General features: G+C 67.4%; 25 protein-coding genes. 14 read left to right on the top strand and 11 right to left on the bottom strand.

The genetic code is table 11. The features are described from left to right. Position 1 precedes the first annotated feature (1 nt). The 3 genes from ACMUOO_RS08615 to ACMUOO_RS08605 all read right to left on the bottom strand — a co-directional run bounded on the left by ACMUOO_RS08615 (position 2) and on the right by ACMUOO_RS08605 (position 2,542). On the bottom strand, positions 2 to 358 hold the full coding sequence (locus ACMUOO_RS08615) for a hypothetical protein (protein WP_301919890.1): 357 nt from the start codon (positions 356 to 358) through the stop codon (positions 2 to 4). A 208-nt stretch (positions 359 to 566) separates the two neighbouring features. Next, positions 567 to 1,487, bottom strand: coding sequence for a hypothetical protein (locus ACMUOO_RS08610; protein WP_301919889.1), 921 nt, complete (start codon positions 1,485 to 1,487; stop codon positions 567 to 569). 2 nt (positions 1,488 to 1,489) lie between these two features. After that, entirely contained in the window at positions 1,490 to 2,542 is a 1,053-nt protein-coding gene (locus tag ACMUOO_RS08605; protein WP_301919888.1) for a Gfo/Idh/MocA family protein, read from the bottom strand. Between the two features lie 162 nt (positions 2,543 to 2,704). On the opposite strand from ACMUOO_RS08605, the gene ACMUOO_RS08600 reads away from it, so the two are divergent. Further along, positions 2,705 to 3,772 carry an NAD-dependent epimerase/dehydratase family protein gene (locus ACMUOO_RS08600; RefSeq protein WP_301919887.1) on the top strand — a complete coding sequence of 356 codons (1,068 nt, stop codon included), beginning with the start codon at positions 2,705 to 2,707 and terminating at the stop codon, positions 3,770 to 3,772. A gap of 26 nt (positions 3,773 to 3,798) precedes the next feature. On the opposite strand, the gene ACMUOO_RS08595 is transcribed toward ACMUOO_RS08600, so the two are convergent. Continuing rightward, complete coding sequence (locus ACMUOO_RS08595; RefSeq protein ID WP_301919886.1) at positions 3,799 to 4,893, bottom strand: glycosyltransferase family 4 protein; 1,095 nt, start codon at positions 4,891 to 4,893, stop codon at positions 3,799 to 3,801. Between the two features lie 283 nt (positions 4,894 to 5,176). On the opposite strand from ACMUOO_RS08595, the gene ACMUOO_RS08590 reads away from it, so the two are divergent. After that, positions 5,177 to 6,355 (top strand): glycosyltransferase family 4 protein, encoded by a 1,179-nt coding sequence (locus ACMUOO_RS08590; protein ID WP_301919885.1) that lies wholly within the window; start codon positions 5,177 to 5,179, stop codon positions 6,353 to 6,355. A gap of 3 nt (positions 6,356 to 6,358) precedes the next feature. Here the strand turns inward: ACMUOO_RS08590 and ACMUOO_RS08585 are convergent, their stop codons facing one another. Continuing rightward, positions 6,359 to 7,312: a DUF808 domain-containing protein gene (locus tag ACMUOO_RS08585; protein ID WP_301919884.1), complete on the bottom strand. Its 954-nt coding sequence runs from the start codon at positions 7,310 to 7,312 to the stop codon at positions 6,359 to 6,361. A 261-nt stretch (positions 7,313 to 7,573) separates the two neighbouring features. On the opposite strand from ACMUOO_RS08585, the gene gap (ACMUOO_RS08580) reads away from it, so the two are divergent. The 4 genes from gap (ACMUOO_RS08580) (at position 7,574) to ACMUOO_RS08565 (ending at position 10,122) form a co-directional block, all read left to right on the top strand. Next, positions 7,574 to 8,578, top strand: coding sequence for a type I glyceraldehyde-3-phosphate dehydrogenase (gap, locus tag ACMUOO_RS08580; protein ID WP_301919883.1), 1,005 nt, complete (start codon positions 7,574 to 7,576; stop codon positions 8,576 to 8,578). A 30-nt stretch (positions 8,579 to 8,608) separates the two neighbouring features. Continuing rightward, entirely contained in the window at positions 8,609 to 8,752 is a 144-nt protein-coding gene (locus ACMUOO_RS08575; protein ID WP_301919882.1) for a hypothetical protein, read from the top strand. 82 nt (positions 8,753 to 8,834) lie between these two features. Beyond that, positions 8,835 to 9,836: a type I glyceraldehyde-3-phosphate dehydrogenase gene (gene gap / locus ACMUOO_RS08570; protein ID WP_301919881.1), complete on the top strand. Its 1,002-nt coding sequence runs from the start codon at positions 8,835 to 8,837 to the stop codon at positions 9,834 to 9,836. 124 nt (positions 9,837 to 9,960) lie between these two features. Continuing rightward, positions 9,961 to 10,122 carry a hypothetical protein gene (locus ACMUOO_RS08565; RefSeq protein WP_301919880.1) on the top strand — a complete coding sequence of 54 codons (162 nt, stop codon included), beginning with the start codon at positions 9,961 to 9,963 and terminating at the stop codon, positions 10,120 to 10,122. Between the two features lie 6 nt (positions 10,123 to 10,128). Here the strand turns inward: ACMUOO_RS08565 and coaD are convergent, their stop codons facing one another. The 3 genes from coaD to ACMUOO_RS08550 all read right to left on the bottom strand — a co-directional run bounded on the left by coaD (position 10,129) and on the right by ACMUOO_RS08550 (position 12,104). After that, positions 10,129 to 10,623 carry a pantetheine-phosphate adenylyltransferase gene (gene coaD / locus ACMUOO_RS08560; RefSeq protein WP_301919879.1) on the bottom strand — a complete coding sequence of 165 codons (495 nt, stop codon included), beginning with the start codon at positions 10,621 to 10,623 and terminating at the stop codon, positions 10,129 to 10,131. Between the two features lie 92 nt (positions 10,624 to 10,715). Then, the gene (locus tag ACMUOO_RS08555; protein ID WP_301919878.1) at positions 10,716 to 11,150 is read right to left on the bottom strand and encodes a CBS domain-containing protein; all 435 of its coding nucleotides are present in this window, start codon (positions 11,148 to 11,150) and stop codon (positions 10,716 to 10,718) included. Between the two features lie 60 nt (positions 11,151 to 11,210). After that, positions 11,211 to 12,104: a LysR family transcriptional regulator gene (locus tag ACMUOO_RS08550; RefSeq protein ID WP_301919877.1), complete on the bottom strand. Its 894-nt coding sequence runs from the start codon at positions 12,102 to 12,104 to the stop codon at positions 11,211 to 11,213. A 102-nt stretch (positions 12,105 to 12,206) separates the two neighbouring features. Between ACMUOO_RS08550 and ACMUOO_RS08545 the strand changes: the two genes are divergently transcribed. Continuing rightward, positions 12,207 to 13,706 (top strand): CoA-acylating methylmalonate-semialdehyde dehydrogenase, encoded by a 1,500-nt coding sequence (locus tag ACMUOO_RS08545; RefSeq protein ID WP_301919876.1) that lies wholly within the window; start codon positions 12,207 to 12,209, stop codon positions 13,704 to 13,706. Between the two features lie 75 nt (positions 13,707 to 13,781). Here the strand turns inward: ACMUOO_RS08545 and ACMUOO_RS08540 are convergent, their stop codons facing one another. After that, positions 13,782 to 14,387 carry a VPLPA-CTERM sorting domain-containing protein gene (locus tag ACMUOO_RS08540; protein WP_301919875.1) on the bottom strand — a complete coding sequence of 202 codons (606 nt, stop codon included), beginning with the start codon at positions 14,385 to 14,387 and terminating at the stop codon, positions 13,782 to 13,784. Between the two features lie 202 nt (positions 14,388 to 14,589). Continuing rightward, positions 14,590 to 14,862 (bottom strand): hypothetical protein, encoded by a 273-nt coding sequence (locus ACMUOO_RS08535; RefSeq protein WP_301919874.1) that lies wholly within the window; start codon positions 14,860 to 14,862, stop codon positions 14,590 to 14,592. Positions 14,863 to 15,202: 340 nt separating this feature from the next. Here ACMUOO_RS08535 and ACMUOO_RS08530 point away from each other — a divergent pair, with 340 nt between their 5' ends. From ACMUOO_RS08530 to ACMUOO_RS08500, 7 genes are all read left to right on the top strand, one after another. Further along, positions 15,203 to 16,348: an acyl-CoA dehydrogenase family protein gene (locus ACMUOO_RS08530; RefSeq protein ID WP_301919873.1), complete on the top strand. Its 1,146-nt coding sequence runs from the start codon at positions 15,203 to 15,205 to the stop codon at positions 16,346 to 16,348. Continuing rightward, on the top strand, positions 16,348 to 17,394 hold the full coding sequence (locus ACMUOO_RS08525) for an enoyl-CoA hydratase/isomerase family protein (RefSeq protein WP_301919872.1): 1,047 nt from the start codon (positions 16,348 to 16,350) through the stop codon (positions 17,392 to 17,394). Before ACMUOO_RS08530 ends, ACMUOO_RS08525 begins: the two co-directional genes overlap by 1 nt. Then, positions 17,391 to 18,263, top strand: a complete 873-nt coding sequence (mmsB, locus tag ACMUOO_RS08520) for a 3-hydroxyisobutyrate dehydrogenase (RefSeq protein ID WP_301919871.1) — start codon at positions 17,391 to 17,393, stop codon at positions 18,261 to 18,263. The genes ACMUOO_RS08525 and mmsB overlap by 4 nt, the downstream gene beginning before the upstream one ends. 78 nt (positions 18,264 to 18,341) lie before the next feature. Beyond that, complete coding sequence (locus ACMUOO_RS08515; RefSeq protein WP_413855021.1) at positions 18,342 to 18,707, top strand: excinuclease ABC subunit A; 366 nt, start codon at positions 18,342 to 18,344, stop codon at positions 18,705 to 18,707. 38 nt (positions 18,708 to 18,745) lie between these two features. Beyond that, entirely contained in the window at positions 18,746 to 19,402 is a 657-nt protein-coding gene (locus ACMUOO_RS08510) for a Crp/Fnr family transcriptional regulator (RefSeq protein ID WP_301919869.1), read from the top strand. Positions 19,403 to 19,537: 135 nt separating this feature from the next. Continuing rightward, positions 19,538 to 19,744, top strand: coding sequence for a DUF2892 domain-containing protein (locus ACMUOO_RS08505; protein ID WP_301919868.1), 207 nt, complete (start codon positions 19,538 to 19,540; stop codon positions 19,742 to 19,744). 64 nt (positions 19,745 to 19,808) lie between these two features. After that, complete coding sequence (locus tag ACMUOO_RS08500; RefSeq protein WP_301919867.1) at positions 19,809 to 20,117, top strand: hypothetical protein; 309 nt, start codon at positions 19,809 to 19,811, stop codon at positions 20,115 to 20,117. Between the two features lie 3 nt (positions 20,118 to 20,120). Here the strand turns inward: ACMUOO_RS08500 and uvrA are convergent. After that, on the bottom strand, positions 20,121 to 22,070 hold a 1,950-nt coding region (gene uvrA / locus ACMUOO_RS08495), incomplete at its 5' end, for an excinuclease ABC subunit UvrA (protein WP_413855020.1).

Genomic DNA, 22,070 nt, shown 5'->3' with positions numbered 1-22,070 from the left:
CTCAGATTCCCTTTTCGCCGCCCTCGTCTTCGGAACCGCGGCCGGGGCTGCGGTCATTGTCGTTGTCGCGCGAAACCCGCGGCAGCGCGACCGACGCTGTGGCGCCATCAGAGAGCGTCGCGGCCACGGCCGGGCAGACCTGCAGCGCATAGGCCAGGAGCACCGGGAAATCAGGGCTGCGCTGCAGGTGCCTAACCTCGCTACGGCTGAACTCCGTCCGTTGGCAGAGGAACTGCGCCTGCTCCTTCTGCGCCGCGGTCAGGCGCGGTGCGGCTTCGGCAAGGCTTGCCGGTCCCGCAATCATGGCGGCGACGAGAAGCGACGCGCGAACCGCGCGCGCAGGAATACCTTTGATCATTGCTCTATCCTCGTTTCCGGCCCATTGAGCGTGCCCCACGCCGGGCCGGATTGTTTTCACCCACGCGGGATGCATTGGCACAGCCGGCACGCAATGTGGCGTGAAAACCGCGAGAGGATGGCGGAATTGTGGCACATGTTGCGAAAATGCAGACAATGACCGCCAGATAGAGCGATCATCCGCGGAAAATGCCGGCGTCTGTCGCCCGTCAGGCGCGACGGGTGATGTAGCCCCAGACCTCGCCCAGGGTCCAGGCGGTCGTGAGGATCACGACGTACGGCAGCGCCTTCAGATAGCGCATCCCCCGCCCCTTCCGCCGCTGCGTCAGCCCGTGGCGCAGCCAGAGCACGGGCGGGATGAGCGGGCTGAGAAGGATGTATTTCCACCGCTGGCCTTCGGACATCGTCATGGTGCGGATCTGGCCGAAGAGCCTTCCCCAGTGGAAGCGCTCGTGGATCATGTAGCCGAGCGGTGTCTTCGGCCGGCCGTGGAAGATCACGACCCGGTCCGACAGCCAGAGCGTCTCGCCCCGCGCCATCAACGCCTCGTGCACGATGGGCTCGTGGTAGCGCTCCGTCCAGAGGTCGCGCGTCGCCTCCAGCGCCTCGCGGGTGTAGCTGACGTTCACGTCGGAGATCCAGGTCGCGGGCCCGTTCTGCACCGGCAGGCCGTACTGGCTGAAATCGGTCACATAGAAGGTCCAGTTGAGCGCGCCTGCCGGTTCCCGGCACTCGATCGCGCCGCCGACGACGGCCGCGCCGGTTTCCTTGTGCAGGTCCACCACCGCCCGCGCCCAGTCGGCGCGGGGATGGCCCCGGTCTTCAAGGATGGCGAGGTATCGCCCCTTCGCATCCTTAAGGCCGAAGGACTTGCGGCGGTCGTAAAGCTCGTGCCGCCCGGCCTCGGTCGTGACCGGGTGCTCGGTCGCCACATGTCCCATGTCGAGGAACCGGACCGTCGGGAACTCTCCCCTCATGGCGGGGACTTCGGGGCATGTCTGGTCGTAGGGCACGATGATCTCGTGCGCGGGAGCGTTCTCGAAGTCGAGCGCCGCGCGGAGGAAGTCCTTGAGGTAGTCGCCGCCGTCGATGATGGCGACGACGATGGAGAGTTCCGGCGCCTCGCTCATCGTCACACCTTCATCGGGCCGAGGTTTTCGAGCTTCACCGGAAGCCCGGTGCGGCTGCTTTCGGGGACCATGGTCGCGATCTCGACCGCCCGCAGCGCGGCATGGCCGTCGGCGATCCTGAGGCCCTCGCGCCCCTCGACGAGGCCGATGAAATCGGAAAGCTCGTCCTGGAAGGACTTCAGCGCCGTCGTCTTCCACGACTTCAGCTTCTCTCGCAGCTTGATGTCGAAGTAGCTCTTTCTGACCCGTCGCTTGGCGCCGCCGGGCTTGTCCATGGTGATCAGGAGGTTCTCCATCGGCGCATACTGGCCCCTGACCATGCCCCTGGTGCCATAGACCTCGACCGCGCTCATGTAGCCTTTCCAGTCGGTCCAGGTGGCGTGGTAGGTGGCGGCGAGCCCCGAGGGCGAACGGAAGATCGCCATCGCGTTGTCCTCGGACCCCGGCACGTTCCACACGCGGTTGGTGGCGACGCCACAGACCTCGGTGATTTCGCCCATGAGATGCCGGGCCATGTCGGTCATGTGGATGCCGACGTCCCACATAGCCCCGCCGCCCGACTTCTCGGCCCGGTATTCCCAGTCATGCGCGAAATGGTGCAGTCCGTCATGGGCGCCGTAGATGCGGAGATGGTCGATCTCTCCGATCTGGCCGCTGTCGATCACGTCCTTCACATAGGAAAAGGCCGGGTAGTAGCGCATGTTGAAGCCTGCGCCGAGGTGGCGCCCGGCCGCCTTCGCCGCGGCGAGGATGCGCCGGCTCGCCTCCAGCGTCGGCGCGAGCGGCTTTTCGGAGAGCACGTGCAGTCCGGCCTTGAAGGCGGCAAGGCAGATCGGCTCGCGCACGAAGGCGGGGGTGGAGATCACGACCGCATCCATCGGCACCGCGAGGAAGGCGTCGAGGTCGGTGAAGGCGGGCGCGCCATTGGCGAATTCCCTCGCCTTCTCCATCGTCATGTCCATGACGGCGGCGAGTTCCGTGCGCGGCTCTGCCAGGATCGTCGCCACCCGCATCTGGCCGATCTTTCCGGCCGCTCCGATTACCCCGATCCGCATTCCCGCTCCTCGCGCCGGCCGGGCCGGCGCTCATCAATCGCCCAAACGAATGCAAGGCAGCTAGCATGGCGATCGGATTCGGGCCAGCCTGCGCCCCGGACGCGGGTTCCAAAGGCGCGCGCCTGTGGCTATTCTGCGCCGCAGCGGCGAAAGGGTGAAGGCATGGAAACAGCACTTGCGGGGCGTCCGGTCTTCGTCACCGGCGCCACGGGCTTCATCGGCCGGAGGCTGGTCGCGGCGCTGGTCGCCGCCGGGGCCGATGTCGGTGTCCTGACCCGCAGCCGGTCGGGCCTGAGGGACCTGCCGAAGGGGGTCCGCCCGGTGATCGGCGCGCTCACGGACGAGGCCGCCCTGGCGCGCGCCCTCTCCGGGACGGCGGTTCTCTTCAACCTCGCCTATGATGTGCGCGCCACTGCCGCCGCGAACCTTGCGGGCTTCGAGCGGCTCCTGTCGGCGGCCCGCAGCGCGCGTGTCGGGCGCATCGTCCATCTCAGTTCCATCGTCGTCTACGATGCCTGGCCGGCGGCGGACTGCAGCGAGGCGGGCAGCACCGGCCGCCCCGGCGGAAGCGCCTACCGTCAGGCCAAGATCGCGATGGAAAAGCGGCTCCTGGCGCAGCCCTTGCCGGCTGCGATCCTGGAGCCCACCATCGTCTACGGGCCGGGATCCGCGCTCTGGACCGACGGATTCGCCACCGCGCTCCTTGCCGGAGGCGTGGTGCTGCCGGAGCCAGAGGGGCTTTGCAACGGCGTCTTCGTGGAGGATGTCGTGCAGGCCTGCCTGAAGGCCGCGACGCTGCCAGACCTCGGCCGCGAGCGTTTCGTGATCTCGGGCCCGGAACCCTTCCCCTGGTCGGCGCTGCTTCAGGGCTACGCACGCGCGCTCGGCCGGGGCGAGGTCTTCCGCGTGCCGGCGGCGGAACTCCTGGCGCGGCTCGGGCCGAAACCGGACGAGACGACGGACCGCGCGCCTTCCGCCGCCGCAAGGGTAAGCGCGATCCTCCGCCGCGCGATCGGCCACCGGCGCTTCGAGGCGCTGATGGGCGCAATACGGAGGCGCAGCGGAAAGACCGGGCGGCTGGAGCCGGACCACCACCTCCTGGAGGAATTCACCGGCCGCGGCACCTGCCGGATCGACCACGCGCGCAGACGCCTAGGCTATGCGCCGGAATTCGACCTTGCCGCGGGGCTTGCCGCGACGGCGGACGATCTGAAACGGATGGCGGGGTAGGTTTTCGCGGAATGGACGGTCCGGGCCTACCGCCCGGCGAGGGCGTAGTAGGCCTCCTCGAACTGCCGGTGCACCCAGTCGGGGTCGAACCTGTCGAGCTTCGACCGTTCCAGCGCCGCCCGTCCCATGGCGCCGCGCAGGGCGTCATCGCCGAGGATGCGCCCGACGGCACGGGCGATGGCCGCCACGTCGCCCACCGGCACCACCGCGCCAACCTCATCGTCGATGAGTTCCACCACGCCCGAGCAGGCCGTCGCCACCGCGGGGATGCCCGCCTGGAAGGCCTCGACGATGGAGAAGGGCAGTGCCTCCCATCGCGAGGTGAGGAGGAAGAGGTCCGATGCCCTGAGGTAGAGATGCGGGCGGCTCACCCGGCCGAGGAAGCGGACGTGATGATCCACCCCCAGCGCGCTGGCCTGCGCCTTCAGCTTCGCCTCGTCCACCCCGTCGCCGGCCACGGCGAAGCGTACGCCGGGAAGATCCTTCACGATCCGCGCGGCCGCCTCGATGAGGATGTCGATGCCCTTCTGGTATTCGAGCCGAGCCAGCGTCACGACGACGCGGTCGCCGTCGCCCAGAAGCTCGCGCCTGAGCGCCGCGATCTCCTCGGGAGCATCGTCAGGCGGCGGCGCCACACCAAGGCCCAGTACCTTCAGCTTCGTCCGCGGCACCCCCCCGACCCTTGCCAGATCCTCGGCCGACCGGTGCGAGGGCGTGATGACGAGGTCGGCCCTCCGCGCGATCCCGCCGAAGGAGGCGATGCGCGAGGGTTCCGATCCGTGGTAGGTCACGGCGAGGGGAATCCCGAGCCCCTTGCGCGCGAGGTTCGCCACCAGCGCGGGCGCGGATTCGTGGGCATGGATCAGGTCCACGCGGTTCCGCTTCAGCCAGCGACGAAGCGTCCAGACCGCCTTGGCGACGTTCGTCAGCCGCGCGGGAAGCGAGCCGCCGATGCCCGAGACATACTTCGTCGGAAGCTCCACATAATCCGGCTCGGTATCCTTGCCCGCCCAGAAGGAACTCGTGCCGCCGAGGGTGATCCGATGGCCCTGCCCCCGCATCCAGTCGCGCAACGCGAGCACATGCTTGGTGATGCCGCCGACGCCGAATTCCGTTTGCATTTCGAGCACGTGGAGCGGTCTTCGCGAAGTGTCTCTTGGCATGGTGCCGCCCCCTGAAACCCGGTCGTGAAATCCAGCCCGTGCTTACCCCAAGCGCGGGGTCCGCGCACGTCCCGGCTGTCGAAATCCGCGGACCTGTGCCGGATTGGAAACGAAACCGCACTGGAAAGCAGTTTCTCCCGCCGTCGATGCCGCGGCGGGACGAGACCCTGCCCTTCCGCTTGGGAACCGCCCATGCTTGCACTAGGAAGAAGGCAGGCGGCGGCAGGAGCAAGGGCAGGGCATGACCATCCACGTCGGCATCGACGGAAGTGCTTGGGACAATGAGCGCGGTTTCGGACGGTTCACGCGCAGCCTCGTCGCGGCGCTCGCATCGCGGCGCTCGGGCTTTCGCTACACGCTCGTCTGCGACCGCCCGCCGGAACGGCCGGTTCCCGCCGGCGTGGCCACGCGCGTCGCCGGCGCCAGACGCTCGATGGCCGAAGCTTCCTCCGGCAAGGGCGCGCGCGGGTCGAGCGACATGCTCACCCTCTCGCGGGCGGCGGCCGGACTTGGCGCCGACCTCCTCTTCTGGCCGGCGAGCTATTCCTTCTACCCGGTCCTCTCGCGCGTGCCGAAGCTCGTCTGCATCCACGACACGATCCCCGAGCGCTTCCCCGAGCTGATCTTTCCCACCCGCCGCAATTTCCGCCTCTGGCAGGCGAAAAGCTGGCTCGCCCGGGCGCAGGCGCGGCGCATCCTCACGGTCTCGGAAGCCTCTGCCCGCGACATCGCCGAAATGCTCCACGTCGCCCGCGACAGGATCGACGTGACGACCGAGGGCGCCGACGCGAGCTTCCGGCCGCTGACCGACCCCGCGCGCCTCGCCCGCGCGCGCGCGCGCCACGGGATCGCGCCAGAGGACCGCGTGCTGACCTACGTCGGCGGCTTCAACCGCCACAAGAACGTGCTGCGCCTGATCGAGGCAATGCCCCGGATTCTTGCAGCATGCCCCGATGCCCGGCTGGTCATCGTCGGCCGCACGACCGGTGCGCGGTTCTGGGACAATGTCGACGACCTCAAGGCCGGGGCATCGAAGGATGCGCGCGCCTCGGAACGGATCAGCTTCACCGGCGAGGTTTCCGATGCCGACATGGCGGAACTTCTCGCGGCCTCGGAGGCGCTCGTCTTCCCTTCTCTCTGGGAAGGCTTCGGCCTGCCGGCGGTCGAGGCGATGTACTGCGGCACGCCCGTCCTCGCCTCCAACCGCGGCTCGCTGCCCGAGGTCGTCGGCGGTGCGGGGCTTTTCTTCGACCCCGAGCGGACAGAAGATCTCGCGGGGGCGGCAATCCGGCTCCTTGGCGAACCGGGCCTGCGCGCGTTTCTGGGCAGGGCCGCCGAAGAGCGCGCGGTTCGCTTTACCTGGGAGAGCAGCGCAGAACTGACGGAACAGTCCTTCCTGAGGACGCTCGGCCGCGCCTGATGCTCAGTGCGAGGCGCCGAACAGCGGCGCGATCACGCGGGTGGCGACCGGAACGAGGGCCATTCCCAGCGCCAGCCCGAAGAGACCGTCGAGCGTCGCCGTCACGAGCCAGCCGAGGAAGCCTGCGAAGCCGCCCTCGACGCGGTGGGCCACGGCCTCCGCCACATGATGAATCTGGTCGTAGAGCCAGGGCCAGCCCAGAACCTCCATCCCGTGAATGATGATGGAACCGCCGACCCAGAGCATGGCGAGCGTGCCCACCGTGGACAGGAGCGCCATGAGCTTCGGCATCCCCTTCACGAGCCCGGTGCCGACGCCACGGCCGAAACCAGTCCGCGCCGTGGCCGCGGTATATAGCCCGATGTCGTCCATCTTCACGATGAGCGCCACGGCACCATAGACCGCAACCGTGATGCCGACGCCGACGACCGCGAGCGTCAGCGCCTCCATCCACCAGGTTCCCCCCGGAATGGCGGCGAGCGCGATGGTCATGATCTCCGCCGAGAGAATGAAATCGGTCTTGATCGCGCCCCGCACGCGCTCCTCCTCAAGGTGCGCGGGGTCCTTCACGTCGAGATCGGCCTCGACCTCGGCATCGGCGTGCGGGAAGAGCCTGTGGAAGACCTTCTCGGCGCCCTCGAAGCAGAGATAGGCGCCGCCGATCATCAGGAGCGGGGTCACGAGCCAGGGCGCGAAGGCGTTGAGCAGCAGTGCCGCCGGCAGGAGGATCACGAGCTTGTTGAAGAGCGAGCCCTTCGTGATCTTCCAGATGATCGGCAGTTCGCGCTTTGCCTCGAAGCCGTGGACGTATTTCGGCGTCACCGCCGCATCGTCGATGACGACGCCCGCGGCCTTCGACCCGGCCTTGGCGGCCATCCCCGCCACGTCGTCCACGCTCGCCGCCGCGACCTTCGCGATGGCGGCCACGTCGTCGAGTAGTGCGAGAAGTCCGCTCATCCGCCTGTCCCGTCCGCCCCGCCTGTCCGGTCCGCCTTTGCCACGCGTCCTGCCGATGCAACGCCCAACCGGGTGCGCCGGTTTCCGCCACAGTTGCGTCGCCTTCGCCGGATTGTGAAGCCTGTTTTCGCTAACACCGCCACGTTTCCGCTAACATGTTGAAAGAACGGGTTTTACTGGGTTTCCTCGTTTGCTATGGCGAAATCAGACTCGCGCACCGGCCCGCGCATGCGGCGTGGACCCGACACAGGAGAGCAGGACATGACCGTCACCATCGGCATCAACGGTTTCGGCCGCATCGGGCGCTGCACCCTTGCCCACATCGCCGAGGCGGCGCGCAATGACGTCCAGGTCGTCAGGATCAACGCGACGGGGCCGATCGAGACGAATGCACACCTCCTCAAATACGACAGCGTCCATGGCCGCTTCGGCGGGCCGGTGAAGGTCGCCGGCAACACGCTCGACCTCGGCCGCGGGCCGATCGAGGTGATGTCCACCTACAACCCCGAGGAACTGGACTGGGACGGCGTGGACGTGGTGCTCGAATGCACCGGCAAGTTCAACGACCGCGCCAAGGCGGCGGTCCATCTCTCGCGCGGCGCCAAGCGTGTGCTCGTCTCCGCCCCGGCGAAGAACGCCGACAAGACGGTGGTCTACGGCGTCAACCATCGGGAGCTGAAATCCGAGCATCTCGTCGTCTCGAACGGCTCCTGCACGACGAACTGCCTCGCCCCCCTCGCCAAGGTGCTGAACGACAAGATCGGCATCGAGAGCGGCATCATGACGACGATCCATTCCTACACCGGCGACCAGCCGACGCTCGACCGCCGGCACAAGGACCTTTACCGCGCCCGCGCCGCCGCGATGGCGATGATCCCGACCTCGACCGGGGCCGCGAAGGCGCTGGGCGAGGTGCTGCCGGAACTTGCCGGCAAGCTCGACGGAACCGCGATCCGGGTGCCGACGCCGAACGTCTCGGCGGTGGACCTGACCTTCGTCGCCGGCCGCGACGTGACGGTCGCAGACGTCAACGAAGTGGTAAGGGAAGCCGCGGCAGGATACATGGGCATGGTGCTGGCCTACGATCCCGAACCGAAGGTTTCGATCGACTTCAACCACACGCCCTATTCCTCTATCTTCGCGCCAGACCAGACCAAGGTGGTGGGCAAACGCACGGTGCGCGTGCTCGCCTGGTACGACAACGAATGGGGCTTCTCCTGCCGGATGGCCGACGTGGCCGGTGCGATGGGGCGGCTCCTGCAATAGGAGCCCCGGGGGGCGCCCGCGCCCCCGCCCATGACCACCCGGATCGCGCTTTTCCTTGTCGTCCTGATCGTGCTTTTCTTCGTCGTCGATGCGCTGTGGCTGCACCTCGGCGCGCCGCTCTTCCTTGCCCGCAAGTTCGCCGATTTCGTCGAATGGCTCGCCTTCTGGCGATGAGGCCGCTACTCTGCCGTTGACGTCGCACCGGTTTTCTGGTGTTAGCGCTAACGCAACTGCAGCCCCGCACGGGAGGATGGCGATGACAGTCAAGGTGGCGATCAACGGGTTCGGGCGCATCGGGCGGAACGTGCTCCGTGCGATCGTGGAAAGCGGGCGGCGCGACATCGAGGTCGTGGCGATCAACGACCTTGGCCCGGTGGAAACGAACGCGCATCTTCTGCGCTTCGACAGCGTCCACGGCCGCTTCCCCGCCGAGGTGACGACGAGCGCGACGACGATCGACGTCGGCCGCGGGCCCATCGAGGTCAGCGCGATCCGCAATCCCGCCGAGTTGCCATGGGCCCACATCGACGTGGTCATGGAATGCACCGGCATCTTCACCGACCGCGACAAGGCTGCCATCCATCTGGAGAACGGCGCCTCGCGCGTCCTGGTCTCCGCGCCCTCGAAGGGCGCGGACAAGACCATCGTCTACGGCGTCAACCACCGGAGCCTGACGAAGGACGACCTCGTCGTCTCCAACGCCTCCTGCACCACGAACTGCCTCTCGCCCGTCGCCGCCGTCCTCCACGCGGCAGTGGGGATCACGCGCGGCTTCATGACCACGATCCACAGCTACACCGGCGACCAGCCGACCCTCGACACGATGCACAAGGACCTCTACCGGGCCCGGGCGGCGGCGCTCTCCATGATCCCGACTTCCACCGGCGCGGCGAAGGCCGTCGGCCTCGTCCTGCCGGAACTGAACGGCAGGCTCGACGGGGTCGCGATCCGGGTGCCGACGCCCAATGTCTCGGTCGTGGACCTGGTCTTTGAAGCCGCGCGCGAAACCTCGGTCGATGAGATCAACGCCGCCATAAAGGCTGCCGCCCAAGGCCATCTGAGGGGCATCCTAGGCTTCACCGAGCGGCCCAACGTGTCGTCGGACTTCAACCACGACCCGCATTCGAGCGTTTTCCACATGGACCAGACCAAGGTCATGGATGGCCGCATGGTCCGCATTCTTTCCTGGTACGACAACGAATGGGGCTTCTCCAACCGCATGGCCGATACCGCCGTGGCGATGGGCAAGCTCATCTAGGCGCCTGGCGCCGCCATGCGCCTGGCGCAGGGCGGCATTCCCCGAACGGCGATTGTTAGCGCTATCGCGATGACCATATTCCTCCCGACGGCGGCGCGAGGCCGCCGAAGGAAGGGAGCCGAAAATGGCCATCATCGAGAAGATCCGCACCGCCGCACAGAAGCGCCGGGCCTACATCCGCACGCGCGACGAAATCGCGCGCCTCAGCCGGAGCGAGGCGCTTGACCTCGGCATCTACCCCGAGGACGCCGCCCGCATCGCCCATCAGGCCGTCTACGGCAAGTGAGCCGGGTCAACGCACGAACCGGGCGGTGAGCGCCCGGTTGACGGCGGGCGTCACGAACTTCGAAGTGTCGCCGCCCAGCCGGGCGATTTCCTTGACGAGTTTCGAGGCGATTGCCTGGCGGCGGGCATCGGCCATGAGAAAGACGGTCTCGACGCTGTCGTCCATCGCCCGGTTCATGCCCACCATCTGGAATTCGTACTCGAAGTCCGCGACCGCCCTGAGCCCGCGGATGATCACGCGCGCACCGACGTCGCGGGCGCAGTCGATGAGCAGGTTCTCGAACGGGTGAACGACAATCTCGCCGCCGGTGGCCTGCGCGATCGCGCGGCATTCGTCCTCGACCATCGCCACCCGCTCCTCCAGAGTGAAGAGCGGGCCCTTGTCCCGGTTGATCGCGACGCCGATCACCAGCCGGTCGACGAGGATCATGGCGCGCTTGATGATGTCGGCATGGCCGAGCGTGATCGGGTCGAAGGTTCCGGGATATAGACCGATGCGCATGATCTGGCTGTCCCCTTGCGGTTGGCGCCTTCACGCAACAATAGTGCGCAGCCGAAATCAAGGAGTTTCGCCGCAATGCGGCGCGGCGGCCATCAGTTGCCCATGATCATGCCGGCCAGGGCGTCCTTTTCCATCGCGAGTTCCGCGATCCGGGCGGCCACGACATCGCCGATGGAGATGATCCCCACCATCTCGGCGCCCTCGATCACCGGCATGTGCCGGAACCGCCCGGCCGTCATCTTTTCCAGCACCGCGTCGGCGCTGTCGGTCGGAGCGCAGGAAATGAGATTCCGCGTCATCAGCGCATCCACCTTCTCGTCGAGGCAGACCGATCCGCGGCGGCCGAGGTCCCGCACGATGTCGCGTTCCGACAGGATGCCGAGCGGGGCCTTGCCGTCCGCCGACACCACAACCGCACCGATCCGCCGCTCGGCCAGAAGGCGGGCCGCGTCGGCAACGCGCGTGCCCGGCGGCACGGTGATCACCGTGCCCTTCGGCTTGGACCGGAGAATCTGGTGCACCTGCATGTCAACCTCCCTAGCGATGCGGCCGCCTCGACCAAACGTCCCCCCGGAAGCCCTGTCCTGTCAAGCACTTGCTTCGAGCCGTGCAAGTTCCCGGCGGACACCGACGGCGAGAAGCTCGGCGAAGCGGTTCAACCGCTCCACGCGCCGGTCGTCGGCATGGCGGATGAGGTAGAAGCTCCGCGACAGCGACAGGACGTCCGGCAGCACGCGGACGAGATCGGGCGCGGCGGGCAGCGCGAAGTCGTGGACGATGGCGACGCCGGCCCCGGCCCTCAGCCAGTTGAACTGGACCGAGACCGAGTTGGAGGCAAGCGTCACGAGCTCGAGCCCGGTTTCCGCGAGGTAGTCGAGTTCCTTGTCGAAGATGAGGTCCGGTATGTAGCCGATCATCCGGTGGCCCTTCAGGTCTGCGAGCGTCCGGATCGGCGGGTGCCGGTCGAGATAGCTGCGGGCCGCGGCGAGGTGAAGGTGATAGTCGGTGAGCCGCTGCGCCGTGAGCCGCCCGGCCGCCGGCCGGCTGACAGCAATCGCCATGTCGGCCTCGCGCTTCGACAGGTTGAAGACCCTCGGCAGGGCGATGATCTGGACCTCGAGCCCGGGGTTGTCGTCGCAGATCCGTGCCGATACCTGCGGCAGGAGGAAATTCGCCACCCCGTCCGGTGCCCCGATGCGGATCTGGCCGGAAAGCTGGCCGGGCGCGCCCCGGACCTCTTCGTTCGCCGCGGCGACGGCCTGTTCCGCCCGGATCGCGTGGACGAGGAGCCGCTGCCCCTCCTCGGTCAGCGCATAGCCCTGCGGCGAGCGCGCGAAGAGCCGCGCCGCCATCGCCTCCTCCAGCCGCGCCACGCGCCGGCCGACCGTGGCGGGGTCGAGCTTCAGCACCTTGCCCGCGGCCGAAAGGCTTTCCGTGCGCGCCACGGCAAGGAAAACGCGCAGATCGTCCCAGTCCGTCATCGCCCGCCCTATTGCAGAAATGCAAAACGCATTTGGGAAACTGCCTCTTTTCCCGGCAATTTTGCAAGCCTATCCTGCACCGGAACATTTCGGGAGGACCCCATGAAGGAACTGACGCACTGGATCAACGGCCGCCATGTGAAGGGCACCTCGGGCCGCTTCGCCGATGTCATGAACCCCGCCACCGGCGAGGTGCAGGCCAGGGTGCCGCTCGCCACGGTGGCCGAGCTTGACGCCGCGGTCGCCGAGGCCGCGAAGGCCCAGGTCGCCTGGGGCGCGACGAACCCGCAGCGCCGCGCACGCGTGATGATGAAGTTCGCCGACCTCATCAACCAGAACATGGACAAGCTCGCCGAATGCGTCAGCCGCGAGCATGGCAAGACCCTTCCCGACGCGCGGGGCGATGTCCAGCGCGGGCTCGAGGTCGTCGAGGTCTGCATGGGCGCACCGCACCTTCTGAAGGGCGAGTATATCAACGACGGCGGCCCCGGCATCGACCTCTACTCGATGCGCCAGCCGCTCGGCGTGGTGGCGGGCATCACGCCCTTCAACTTCCCGGCCATGATCCCGCTCTGGAAGATGGCGCCGGCGCTTTCCGCCGGCAACGCGATGATCCTCAAGCCGTCCGAGCGCTGCCCCTCGACTTCGCTGATGCTGGCCGAACTCCTGAAGGAAGCCGGCCTGCCCGACGGCGTTCTCCAGGTCGTCAACGGCGACAAGGAATCGGTGGACGCGATCCTCGACAACGAGGTGATCCAGGCGGTGGGCTTCGTCGGCTCCACCCCGATCGCGCAGTACATCTACGGTCGTGCCGCCACCAACGGCAAGCGCGCACAGTGCTTCGGCGGCGCGAAGAACCACATGATCATCATGCCCGACGCGGATCTCGACAAGGCCGCCGACGCGCTGGTCGGCGCCGGTTTCGGCGCGGCGGGCGAACGCTGCATGGCGATCTCCGTCGCCGTCCCGGTCGGCAAGAAGACCGCCGACGCGCTGATCGAACGGCTGGTGCCGCGGATCGAGAAGCTGAAGGTCGGCCCCTACACGGCCGGTGCCGACGTGGACTACGGCCCGCTCATCACCAAGCAGGCGATGGAGCGGGTGAAGGGCCTCATCACCTCGGGGGTGGATCAGGGCGCGACTCTCGTCACCGACGGGCGGGACTTCCGGCTCCAGGGCTACGAGAACGGCTATTTCGTCGGCCCGACGCTCTTCGACAACGTCACGCCCGAGATGGACATCTACAAGCAGGAAATCTTCGGCCCGGTGCTCAGCCAGGTCCGCGCCGGGTCCTACGACGAGGCGCTGAAGCTGACGATGGACAACCCCTACGGCAACGGCACCTCGATCTTCACGGCCGACGGCGACACGGCGCGCGACTTCGCGTCCCGCGTCAATGTCGGAATGGTCGGGATCAACTTCCCGATCCCCGTGCCGCTGTCGTACTTCAGCTTCGGCGGCTGGAAGAAGTCCGCCTTCGGCGATCTCAACCAGTACGGGCCCGACGCCTTCCGCTTCTACACCAAGACGAAGACCGTGACCGCTCGCTGGTTCTCGGGGATCAAGGAAGGCGGCGAGTTCCACTTCAAGGCGATGGACTGACGGCGCCTGACCGAAACGAAACGGGGAGGGCATCGCCCTCCCCTTTTTCGTTGCGATGGTGACGTGCGGTCGCGGTCAGGCGGTCCGACGGCGCCGGGCGACAAGGCCCGCCCCGCCCAGCGCCGCGATCAGCGCGAGGCCGGACGCGGGAAGCGGCACCGGGGTCGCGACCAGCGTGGCCGTCGCCTGGATCGTCGCGCCGTTCGCCTGGCCTTGACCGAACCGGCCGGCACCGTAGCCGAAGTTCGCATTTCCGAGGACGATCGACAGCACCCCGCCATTGCCGAAATTCAGCAGGAGCGGCGCGCCCCAGACGAGCGAGGCATAGTTGGTGGCGCCGCCGTGGCCGGTGGTCGAGCCCGAGGCAGAGCCGCTGGCACCGATGCCGGCGAAGGTGAACGCGGCAACGAGCGAACTCGTCCGCGTGTTGTTGCCGTTCGCCCGGTTCTCGTCCGTCCAGATGTCGAAGAGATCGAACGTCGTGCTCTGGCCCGCGGTATTGAGCTGGAAGCCGACCGACCCGCTCTGGGTCGAGGTCGCCACCACAAGACCCGGCTCGCTGAACGAGGAACCGCTCAGCGAGAAGACCCCGTTGAACGTGGCTGCCAGCGCGGCCGGTGCGCCGGCCCCGCCGATCACGACCGCCAGTGCGGCGGATTTGAGGATTTTAGCGATACCCATTCTGTCACCGATTCCCGCGCCACATGACGCACCCTTCCCGAGGACAGTGCACCTGCCCTGCGGCGTCATTGCGGGCGGAGTGGGGAGACATTGTGGCGGCGCAGGCGGCGGCCGGTCGGGTGCCGCGGGCCGGGCGGGCGAAAGGGTGCAAAAACGAAAACGGCGGGCATCGCCAGCCGTTTCCCCTGTCTCTTTCTGGCCGTCAGCCGTTCCGGCGGCGCCGCTGGAACCCGGCCTGGTCATCCCAGTGGACGTCGGTGATCGACGAGGCGAGCAGGCCTGCATTGTTGAAGGTGAACGACACGGTGCCCGAGCCGCTGTCGATGACGTCGACCGAAAGCTGATTCTGGCCCGTCGTCGTGTTCGCCTCGCTGTTGTTGGTAACACCCACGAAGCTGTAGCTCGCCGCCTGCGCGGCCGAAACCGCCATCGTCACGGCCACTGCGGCCGTGGCACCGAAAGATTTCATGCACATCAAAACCGCTCCACCGGTTCCCGTTTCTCTTGCTGCATTCCACCTCGTTTCGGAACCCCTTTGTCAGAGGCTCCGGCGCGCGCGGCGCCTTCCAACCTCTTGCTAAAAATGGAATAATCTTCCGTGGACATTCTGCCTTTTCGACCGCTTCCGGGAGAGATTGTGGCGACAAGCGGGCCCTCCGCCGCGTCGGAACGGACCCAGTGTTGCCGCCGTCGGTTCGTTACGGCGGGGCTGGTCGCCGCGGGAGGCGCCTCTTTCGAGGGCCTTGCAAAACTCCTGCAACAGTTGGAATTTAACATGCGTTCAATTCATGCCCGCGCCGCGAATGGGAGGACAGATGGACTTCGCCCTGAGTGAGGAGCAACACGCCGTCTTCGACATGGCCCATGCCTTCGGCCGGGAACACATCGCCCCCTTCGCGCGCGACTGGGAACGGCAGGGCACGATCCCCAAGGCGCTCTGGCCGAAGGTGGCGGAGCTTGGCCTTGGCGGCATCTATGTCGACGAGGCCTATGGCGGATCGGGGCTGACGCGGCTTGACGCGACGCTGGTCTTCGAGGCGCTGGCCATGTCCTGCCCGGCCGTCGGCTCGTTTCTCTCGATCCACAACATGTGCGGCGGCATGATCGACAAGTTCGGCTCGGAGGAAACGAAGGCCAGGTGGCTGCCGCCCCTGACCTCGATGGAGAAGATCTTTTCCTATTGCCTGACCGAACCGGGTTCCGGCTCCGACGCGGCGGCGCTCAGGACACGGGCGGAGCGGACCAACGAGGGATGGACGCTCAACGGCACCAAGGCCTTCATCTCGGGCGGCGGCTATTCGGATGTCTATGTCACGATGGTCCGCACCGGCGCGGACGGGCCGAAGGGCATCTCGACGGTGATCGTGGAGGATGGAACGCCCGGCCTCAGCTTCGGCGGGCTGGAGGACAAGATGGGCTGGCGCGCGCAGCCGACCGCGCAGGTGCAGTTCGACGATTGCCTGATCCCGCATGACAACCTCATCGGAGAGGTTGGCACGGGTTTCGTCTACGCGATGGCGGGCCTTGACGGCGGGCGGCTCAACATCGCGGCCTCGGCGCTCGGCGGCGCGCAGGCGGCTCTCGATGCGACGCTCGCCTACATGGGCGAGCGCAAGGCGTTCGGAAAGACGCTCGACCAGTTCCAGGCCCTGCAGTTCCGGCTGGCGGAGCTGGAGGTGAAGCTGCAATCGGCGCGCACCTTCCTCCGGCAGGCGGCATGGAAGCTCGACAGGAAGGCGCCCGACGCGACGAAGTTCTGCGCGATGGCCAAGCTGCTTGTCACCGACAATGCCTTCGACGTCGCCAACCAGTGCCTGCAACTGCATGGCGGCTATGGCTATCTCGCCGATTACGGGGTGGAAAAGCTCGTGCGCGACCTGCGCGTCCACCAGATTCTCGAAGGCACCAACGAGATCATGCGCCTGATCGTCGCCCGCGCGCTTCTGGCCGAGAGGAGCTGATGGCAGATGTCCTGATCCGGAAGGAGGGTCGCGCCGGGCGGATCACACTGAACCGGCCCAGGGCGTTGAACGCGCTGACCTACGGGATGTGCCTTGCGGTCGACGCGGCGCTGATCGACTGGGCCGATGATGCCGAGGTGGCACTGGTCCTGATCGACGCCGAGGGGGATCGCGCCTTCTGCGCCGGCGGCGACATCGCCGAGATGTACGCGACCGGCACGGCGGGCGACTATCGCTATGGCCGCCGCTTCTGGCGCGACGAATACCGGATGAACGCGCGGATCGCGGGATATCCCAATCCCGTTGTCAGCTTCCTGCACGGCTTCACGATGGGCGGCGGCGTGGGCCTTGGCTGCCATGGCAGCCACCGGATCGTCAGCGAAAGCTCTCAGGTCGCGATGCCCGAATGCGGCATCGGCCTTGTGCCAGACGTGGGCGGCAGCTTCATCCTTGCCACCGCGCCGGGCCATCTGGGCGAATATGCCGGCACCACCGGCGCGCGGATGGGGCCGCAGGACGCGATCCTGACCGGCTTTGCCGATCACTTCGTCCCCGAAGCGGCGTGGGGGCCGCTCAAGGCGCGGCTGCTGGAAACCGGCGATGTCGCGGCGATCGCCGCGGCCACCCGCCCTGCCCCGCAAGGCCAGTTCGCCGCCCTCAGCGACGAGATCGACCACCATTTCGGCCAGCCGACGCTGGCCGCCATCGCCCGTTCGCTGGAAGGTGCGGGCAGCGACTTCGCGGCCCAGGCGCTGAAGGCGCTATCCCGCGCCGCGCCGCTGTCGGCCGCCTGCACGGTGGAGATGATCCGGCGCCTGCGGGGCCATGCCACGATGCGCGCGGCGCTTGGCCTCGAATACCGTTTCACCTTCCGGTCGATGGAGCATGCGGATTTCCTCGAAGGGATCCGGGCGGCGATCATCGACAAGGACCGCAATCCGCGCTGGAAGCATGCCGGGCCAGAGGCGGTGCCGGCGGAGGATGTGGAAAGGATGCTCGCGCCGCTCGGCGCGGAGGAACTGACATTCGAGGAGGAGAATCCATGAAGATCGCATTCATCGGACTTGGCAACATGGGTGCGCCGATGGCGGCCAACCTCGTCAAGGCGGGGCATGAGGTGACCGGCTTCGACACGCAGGCGCCGATGCCCGACGGCGTCGTCGCGGCGATCAGCGCGGCGGGCGCGGTGAAGGAGGCCGAGGTCGTCATCACCATGCTGCCGAACGGCGCGATCCTGCGATCGGTCGCGGGCCAGGTCATCCCGGCGATGAAGAAGGGCGCGGTCCTCTGCGACTGCTCGACCGTCGATGTGGACAGCGCCCGCGCGGTCGCGGATCAGGCGGTCAAGGCCGGGCTGCTGGCGGTGGATGCCCCCGTCTCGGGCGGCGTCGGCGGGGCGGCGGCGGGTACGCTGACCTTCATGGCGGGGGGCAGCGACGAAGCCTTCGCCATCGTGAAGCCGCTTTTCGACGTGATGGGCCAGAAGGCGGTGCATTGCGGGCCCTCGGGCAACGGGCAGGCCGCGAAGATCTGCAACAACATGATCCTCGGCGTCACCATGATCGCCACCTGCGAGGCCTTCGCGCTGGCCGACAAGCTCGGCCTCGACCGGAAGAAGATGTTCGACGTCGTCTCCACCTCCTCGGGCTATTCCTGGGTGATGAACGCCTACTGCCCCGCCCCCGGCGTCGGGCCGAAGTCGCCCGCCGACAACGGCTACAGGCCGGGCTTCGCCGCCGAACTCATGCTGAAGGACCTGCGGCTTTCCCAGCAGGCGGCCGAGGCGGCGGATGCCGATACGCCGATGGGCCAGCTTGCCGCGCTCCTCTACGAGACCTTCGTGGAACGCGAGGACGGCAAGGGCATGGACTTCTCCGCCATGCTGCCGAGGTTCGAGAAACGGCATCGCGGCTGAATTCCGCCGATCGCGGAAACTTCCGGAACGCCCGCCATCCGCGATCCGTTAGGACAGCGGCGACTACAGAGATCGACGATGACACCGACCCGACCGATGCGCCTGATTCTGCCCGCAATTCTCGCCGCGCACGTCATCGGAACGGTGCCCGCGCAGGCGGGCGGCGGCTTCTGCCCGCCGGGGCTCGCCAAGAAATCGCCTGCCTGCGTGCCGCCGGGCCAGGCGCAGAAGCATCGCCACGAAACGCACGAACGCCTCCGGCGTGGCGACAGCCTTCACGACCACGACCACTACCACCTGATCCGCCATCCCGACCGTTACGGGCTTGACCCCTTGCGCCCCGGTGAACGTTACTACGTCGTGGACGGGCGGATTCTGCGCGTCGACCGGGAAACCTACGAAGTGCTGGACGTCATCCGGGCTGTCTCGGCGCTTCTCGACTGAAGGAAGCCGCCGCTGCCCGTCATGCCAGACAGAACGCCATGACGGGATGGATCGAAGCTGCGACCGGGCTCGACCGGATCGAAGCTGCGGCAAGGCGCCGGCTTGCCCGGCTCGTTCCCGTGACGCTCGACCGGGGCACGGCGCTCTTTCATCCCGGCGAAGCGGCCAAGGGATTCATCGTCGTGCTTGCGGGGCGGATCGAGGTCTTCCTGACCGGACCGTCCGGGCGCGACATCCTCCTCTATTCCGTCGAGGCAGGCGGCTCCTGCGTGCAGACGACGCTCGGCCTGCTCGGCGGCGAGGACTACACCGGCGAGGCGGTGGCGGCGACCGAGGTTCGCGCCGTCCTCATCCCCCGCGCCGATTTCCTCGCGCTGATGGACACATCGCCCGCCTTCCGGGGCTTCGTCTTCACGGCCTTCGCCGAACGGATGCAGGGGATGCTGCACCTGCTGGAACGGGTGGCCTTCCAGCGCGTCGAAAGCCGGCTCGCCGCTGCCCTGCTCGACCGCGCCGAGGCGGGCGAGGTCCGCGCGACGCATCAGGAGCTTGCGACCGCCATCGGCTCGGCGCGCGAGGTCGTGTCGCGCCGGCTCGACGCCTTCGCGCGCTCCGGCCTCGTCGCCACCGAACGCGGCAGCGTGATCCTGCGCGACTCCACCGCGCTGGCCCGGCTCGCGGCCGTTCAGGACTGAGGTCCGGTCCCGCACCCGACCGAAGTCCGAAGGACCGGGGTTCTGTGACATGGTCACAGACAGGACGCCGCGGCCGCGGCATGATCCCCCCATGAACCTCCGGACGGCTCGGAGGGTGGGAAACGGAGAGACCCCATGTTCAAGACCAATGTCGGCGGCATCGACCGGGTGCTGCGCATCGTCCTCGGCCTCGCGCTTCTGGCGGGCTTCTTCCTGAACGCCGACGCCACCTATCGCTGGGCCTACCTCATCGGCATCGTGCCACTCCTGACCGGGCTGATGGGATCCTGCCCCGCCTATTCGCTCTTCGGGATGAATACCTGCCCGATGAAGAAAGGCTGACGGTTTCCGGCGCCGGAACCTTCTGCCATTCTGGACATTCGTATGAGTGTGGCCGGAGGTTCCGATGTCGAGACTGCTAGCCAGCCTTGCCCTGGTCGTGGCGACGGCCTTCCCCGCGAGCGCGCAGAATTGCCGCATCGACGTGCGGTCGGGCAAGTGCATCTTCGTGCCGACGGGCCAGCAGACCCCGCCCGACTTCGCCGTCGGCGACGCCTTCCCGATCTACGACCACAGCATGATCCTCGACCTTGAACGCTACGGCCTGCCGCCCGTCGATGGCGCCTGGCGCTACTACCGGTCGGGCCCCGACATCTACAAGGTGGACGCGAACACCTACCGGGTGCTCGACATCCTGCGTTACGCGGGGCGCTGATCCCTATTCGGCGGCCACGCGGCGCGGCTTCAGCATCTGCCGCAGGTAGCGCCCGGTATGGCTGCACTCGACCTTCGCCACGTCCTCGGGCGTGCCGGCGGCAACGATCCGACCGCCGCCGTCGCCACCCTCCGGCCCGATGTCGATGATCCAGTCGGCGGTCTTGATGACGTCGAGGTTGTGCTCGATCACCACGACAGAGTTGCCCTGTTCCACAAGCTCATGCAGGACTTCCAGCAGTTTTCGAACATCCTCGAAGTGCAAACCGGTCGTTGGCTCGTCGAGAATGTACAAAGTGCGACCTGTGGACCGGCGACTGAGCTCCTTCGACAGCTTGACCCGCTGCGCCTCGCCGCCCGAAAGCGTCGTCGCCTGCTGGCCGACCTTGATATAGCCAAGACCCACCTTCACCAGCGCGTCCATCTTCTCGCGGATCGCGGGGACCGCGGCGAAGAACGACTGCGCGTCCTCCACCGTCATCTCCAGCACATCGGCGATGGACCTGCCCTTGAACTTGATCTCGAGCGTTTCCCGGTTGTAGCGGTGACCCTTGCACGTCTCGCAGGTGACGTAGACGTCGGGCAGGAAGTGCATCTCGATCTTGATGACGCCGTCTCCCTGGCAGGCCTCGCAGCGCCCGCCCTTCACGTTGAACGAGAAACGCCCCGGCTGGTAGCCGCGCGCCTTGGCCTCGGGGAGCCCTGCGAACCAGTCGCGGATGGGCGTGAAGGCGCCCGTGTAGGTCGCGGGGTTCGACCGCGGGGTGCGACCGATGGGCCGCTGGTCTATGTCGATGACCTTGTCGAGATGCTCGAAGCCCCGGATCGTCTCGCAGGGCGCCGGCGTCTCGCGCGCGCCGTTGAGCCGCATCGCCGCGTTCTTGTAGAGCGTCTCTACCGTCAGCGTCGACTTGCCGCCGCCCGAGACGCCGGTGACGCAAACGAACTTGCCCAGCGGGAACTCCGCCGTCATCTCCTTGAGGTTGTTGCCCGTGGCCTTGACCACGGTCAGCTTCTTGCCGTTGCCCTCGCGCCGGCGCCGGGGCACCGCGATCTCGCGCGTGCCCGAGAGATACTGGCCGGTGAGCGAGGCGGCATCGGCCGCTATCTCCGCGGGCGTGCCGCGCGCGATGACCTGCCCGCCGTGGACGCCCGCGCCGGGGCCGATGTCGAGCACATAGTCCGCCGCGCGCACCGCCTCCTCGTCGTGTTCGACCACGAGGACGGTATTGCCCTGGTCCCTGAGCGACTTCAGCGTGCCGAGCAGCCGGTCGTTATCGCGCTGGTGGAGCCCGATCGAGGGCTCGTCGAGTACATAGAGCACGCCGGTCAGGCCCGATCCGATCTGGCTCGCCAGCCGGATGCGCTGGCTCTCGCCGCCCGAGAGCGTGCCCGCATTCCGCGACAGCGTCAGATAGTCGAGCCCGACGTTGTTCAGGAACCCGAGCCGTTCGCGGATTTCCTTCAGGATCAACCGGGCGATCTCGTTCTTCTGCTTGGTGAGCCGTCCGGGCACCGTGTCGATCCAGGCGTGGGCCTCCCTGATCGACATCTGGACGACCTCGCCGACGTGAAGTCCGGCGATCTTCACCGCCAGCGCCTCGGGCCGCAGGCGATGGCCGCCGCAGGCATGGCAGGGACGGTTGTTCTGATACCGCTCGAACTCCTCGCGCACCCAGGCGCTGTCGGTCTCGCGGTAGCGCCGCTCCATGTTCGGGATCACGCCCTCGAAGGTTCGGCTGACCTCGTAAACGCGGCCGCCCTCGTCGAAGCGGAACCGGATCTCCTCCTCGCCCGAGCCGTAGAGGAAGAGATTCTGCACCTTCTCTGGCAGGTCCTTCCAGGGCTTCCTCGCGTCGAAGCCGTAGTGTTTCGCCAGCGCGTCGATGGTCTGCAGGAAATAGGGCGACTTCGACTTGTTCCAGGGGGCAAGCGCCCCGTCCTTCAGCTTCAG

The organism is Albidovulum sp., from assembly GCF_041919395.1.
Lineage (GTDB): Bacteria > Pseudomonadota > Alphaproteobacteria > Rhodobacterales > Rhodobacteraceae > Albidovulum.
The sequence above is the reverse complement of the archived record's forward strand: the minus strand, read 5'-3'. Positions and strand labels throughout refer to the sequence as shown.